Annotated in this window: 4 protein-coding genes; all 4 read left to right on the top strand. The window is 55.9% G+C overall.

Annotated elements, in window-relative coordinates:
• Positions 1–241: 241 nt before the first annotated feature.
• The 4 genes from VFE46_06215 (at position 242) to VFE46_06200 (ending at position 4,333) form a co-directional block, all read left to right on the top strand.
• On the top strand, positions 242–1,693 hold the full coding sequence (locus tag VFE46_06215) for a pyridoxal-phosphate dependent enzyme (GenBank protein HZZ27586.1): 1,452 nt from the start codon (positions 242–244) through the stop codon (positions 1,691–1,693).
• 212 nt (positions 1,694–1,905) lie between these two features.
• The gene (ygeW, locus tag VFE46_06210; GenBank protein HZZ27585.1) at positions 1,906–3,099 is read left to right on the top strand and encodes a knotted carbamoyltransferase YgeW; all 1,194 of its coding nucleotides are present in this window, start codon (positions 1,906–1,908) and stop codon (positions 3,097–3,099) included.
• Between the two features lie 89 nt (positions 3,100–3,188).
• A complete protein-coding gene (locus VFE46_06205; protein ID HZZ27584.1) occupies positions 3,189–3,620 on the top strand; it encodes a hypothetical protein in 432 nt (143 codons plus the stop codon).
• A 233-nt stretch (positions 3,621–3,853) separates the two neighbouring features.
• Positions 3,854–4,333 (top strand): hypothetical protein, encoded by a 480-nt coding sequence (locus VFE46_06200; protein ID HZZ27583.1) that lies wholly within the window; start codon positions 3,854–3,856, stop codon positions 4,331–4,333.
• Positions 4,334–4,422: the final 89 nt, after the last annotated feature.

Raw genomic sequence — 4,422 nt, 5'->3', positions numbered from 1 at the left:
CCGGGTGCGCTCCGACAAATTGCGGCGTGTCAGCGTTTGGGCGGCCTGCGATAAATTGAACCGCACGTCCAAAATCCCCTCGTCCGGACCACACCTCGGACAGGTGGATACCTCCCCTTCGCGGTATGGGGTGCCGCACTGCACGCAAACTAACTCGGTAATCAAGCTCACGGATGATTCCTGTAATTCCGTCGCGAAACCATCTATGGTAACATAAGCGAAACACCTAGCGAATTAGAAAATGCCCATCGGTTACGAACAAGTTCTCGAAAAAACGGTCCGCCGCTGCCGCGAGCGGAATATCGTTGTTCCCACCTTCGCCCAATTGAAGGATCCGGAGAAAATTCCGCCGGCCGTTCGCACACGGTTGGGCAGCGTGGGGCTGAATGAAATCGATCCCGCCAATTTGTTCCGCATTTCCTGGAAGAACGAGCCGAAGCCTAAAGGAGGCGGTTACAACCAGGGAAATTGGGTGGAATTTCCCTCGGCCCTGACCGGCGTGCCTTCGCGCATTGTTGGCCTGATCGGCAAGTATTTTCCCACCGGGGCGCACAAGGTTGGCGCGGCCTTCGGGTGCCTGGTTCCGCGACTTGTTTCTGGCCAATTCGATCCCACCACGCAAAAAGCCGTTTGGCCCAGCACCGGAAATTATTGCCGTGGCGGCGCATTCGATAGCGCGCTGTTGGGCTGCACCGCCGTGGCCATTTTGCCGGAGCAAATGTCGCGGGAGCGCTTCGAGTGGCTGGCTTCCATTGGGGCGGAAGTGATTAAAACCCCCGGCGGCGAAGCGAATGTCAAAGAAATTTACGACAAGTGCTGGGAAATCAAGCGCACTCGGCCCGATTGTGTCATCTTCAACCAGTTCGAAGAATTCGGCAACGCCGCCTGGCACTACCATCTGACCGGCGGCATCGTCGACGAGATTTTTCGCCGCATAGCCCAGCCGGGCCAGCGCCTATCTGGCTATATCTCCGCCACTGGCAGCGCGGGCACCATCGCCGCCGGCGATTTTCTGCGCACCAAATATCCGGCCGTGCGCGTGGTAGCGACCGAAAGTTTGCAATGTCCGACGCTATTGCAGTGCGGCTTTGGCGACCATCGCATTGAAGGCATTGGCGATAAGCACGTCCCCTGGATTCACAATGTGCGCAATACCGACGTGGTGTGCGCCATTGACGACGAGCAATGCCTGGCCCTGTTGCGGCTATTCAACGAAGACGCCGGCCGTGCGTTCTTGCAGAAACAGGGGGTCCCGGCGGCGACGGTCGACCAGCTCAAGCTGTTGGGCATTTCCGGCATTTGCAATTTGGTGTCGGCCATCAAAACGGCAAAGTTTTTCGAGATGAACGACCGTGACGTGCTGTTTTTGCCGCTGACCGATTCGCTGGAACTGTACGGTTCCCGCCTGGAAGAAATGCAGCAACAACATGGCCCGTACACCGAACTAAACGCTGCTCGCCATTTCGGCCGCTACCTGGAAGGCATCGGCGCCGACACCATGCGCGAGCTGGGCTACCAGGACCGCAAGCAACTGCATAATTTCAAATACTTCACTTGGGTCGAACAACAACAGCGCACTGCCGACGATCTGCGCCGCCTGTGGGACCCCGACTTCTGGACCGAAATGTTCGCTCAAGTTACGGAGTGGGACCGCCAAATCGAAACGTTTAATAAGGCCGTTGCGGCTGCATAAATCACCAACCGCTCTGGGTGCCGGTTTGTCCGGCAGTGCCCAACCGAAATTTGCTTGCACGTTCATTTTCAAACCATCGCTTTTATCATTCCCCAATCCGCATTCCCCATTCGATTTGTCAACGTTCTCCGCTTCCGCGCGACCACCGGTCGCGGCTTGATACTGATCACTGAACCCTGCCTACTCACTTACTCACCACTCACCCCCCGCCCATGTCCGACACCATCAAACCGCTTCTCGATCGCCTTGCCGCTTTCAAACCGTCGCTCCATCAAAAAGATTTCCTCCTCACCTGGGAGCGCACCCCGGACGATCTGCACGCCACGCTGGTGGTAGCCGAGGCGCTGGAAGAAATGTACCGCGCCAACATCAGCGCCCGCGTGTTCCACGGCGGGATTGCGGTTTCCAATTTTCGCGATCAATCCACCCGCACCCGGTTTTCGTTTGCCAGCGCCGCGGCCTTGCTGGGCCTGCCGCTGCAAGAGCTGGACGAAGGCAAATCGCAAATTGCCCACGGCGAAACGGTGCGCGAAACCGCCAACATGATTTCGTTTGTGGCCGAGGCCATCGGCATCCGCGACGATATTTTCCTGGGCGAGGGGCACAAATACATGGTCGAAGTCGCTGCCGCCGTGGAGGAAGGCTTCCGCGAAGGCGTCCTGCCGCAGCGTCCGGCGGTCATCAACTTACAGTGCGATTTAGATCATCCCACGCAATCCATGGCCGACCTCCTGCATTTGCAAAAAACCTTCGGCTCATTAGAAAACCTCCGGGGTAAAAAAATCGCCATGACCTGGGCGTACTCTCCTTCCTACGGCAAGCCGCTGTCTGTGCCGCAGGCCATCATCACGCTGATGACCCGTTTCGGCATGAACGTGGTGCTGGCCCATCCGGAAGGCTACGACCTGGTGCCCGAGACCCTGCAAACCGCCGCCCAGCACGCCAAAGCGTCGGGCGGAACCTTCGAGCACGTCCACAGCCTGGAAGAGGCGTTCACTGGCGCCGACATTGTCTACCCGAAAAGCTGGGCTCCGTTCCGCGTGATGCAGGAGCGCACCAAAATTTTGCGCGCCAAAGAAAACGACAAGCTCGCTGCGCTGGAAAAAGACGCCCTGGCCAATAACGCCCGTTTCAAAAGCTGGGAGTGCACCGAAAAGTTGATGACAACGACAAAGGGCGGCAAAGCGCTGTACATGCACTGCCTGCCGGCCGACATCACGGGCGTCAGCTGCAAAGAAGGGGAAGTCGCCGCCACGGTGTTCGAAAAACAGCGTCTGGCCACTTACCGCGAAGCCAGCCACAAACCGTTCATCATCGCCGCCATGATTTTGCTGACGCGCTTCCCCAACGCGGGCGAAATTCTTAGTGGGCTCGCCTCCCGCAAATCCCCGCGGCGAGGATTTTGACTACTGCTTGCATTGCTAAACACTATGTATTATGCTTTTACATTGGGGGGGGGGAGGGGTGGATCCCCCCACCTTTTTAGGAGGCAAAAATGCGTGTTGCTGCAGCTGTTTTGATCATGGTCGTCGCGTTTATGGACTTTTTCGCGGGAGCATATTATTTAGTCGGTGGCCGAGTCGAAAATTGGTTCGGACACGGAGCAGCTATGGTAGATGAAGATGAAACCGCTGCGGTGCTCCTCGTCCATGGCTTGGAAAGGTCGGCTCTGGGATCGTTGTTTCTAGTTCTGACAGGATTAGCGATTGCCACTGGCGTTGAACTACTCCGAAGACAATCTTCGGGTTTGGTAATTTGCACCGGTTTATTACAGATTCTCGGAGACGCAGGAAGCGTCTACCTGCGTGGAACCGTTCACGGTACAAACCTTGTGGCATTTATTGCGTCTGTGCTGATAATCATCGTGGCACTTTCCCATTCCTATCACCAACCTTCATCCGGACTGACATCCACGGCTGCATCATGAACAAGCTGTATTGTCCGCATTGCGGATCGCCCATTGAGATTAACGATGTCGCCGTCGTCGAGATCCAATGCCCAGCCTGTCATCGCCACTTCCACCTTGAGCATCGGTCGCATACGTCTGCCTCATCAACTGAAGTTCCAATCACTGCTCCGTCGGCAAGCGTACCTATCCCCACTACAAGCGCTGGCACAGTATCGGCAGCGCCCGCCCGACCTCGTCGCGTCTCGCGGCGAATGTGGATTATCGGCGGCATTGCTGTAGCGGTCATCTTAGTTTTGGCTATTCCCGCATTTCAGGCATCACACGTCAATAGCGCGCTCGCCGCACAGTGGCAAGAAGGCCTAAACGCCGATAAACAAACGCTATTCGACGATCTACATTTTTCCTTAGGTGGCACAGCGACCAGTGTTTCGGTTGACGATCTGACGATTGATTCCTGGAAACCTGGACATTCTGGCAATACTTCAAACGACGTCCAAGCCGTGACAGTGCGTTTTACCTTATATTGGCAAGGCAAAGTTGAACATCGCCCGGACCTTAACGAATCGATCGGCTACACCAAAGTCGAGGTCAAATACAATTATGAGACTGATGCCGCCAGCTTACGAGTGCTAGACACCAATGGACACCTCAAAGAAGATCTTAACCGTGCTATGGAAAAGGCCGCTTTTGATTTTGGCCGACAAATCGGTAAACAAATAATGGGCCAATAATATCTGGACGAGTACTTGCGCGCCGGGCGCAACTGCGATTTGCAGAGAGTCACTTTATTCGCCGCACCTGCTGCGGTTGAGAATCTCTT

It is taken from the genome of Pirellulales bacterium, assembly GCA_035656635.1.
Classification (GTDB): Bacteria; Planctomycetota; Planctomycetia; order Pirellulales; family JADZDJ01; genus DATJYL01.
The sequence above is the reverse complement of the archived record's forward strand: the minus strand, read 5'-3'. Positions and strand labels throughout refer to the sequence as shown.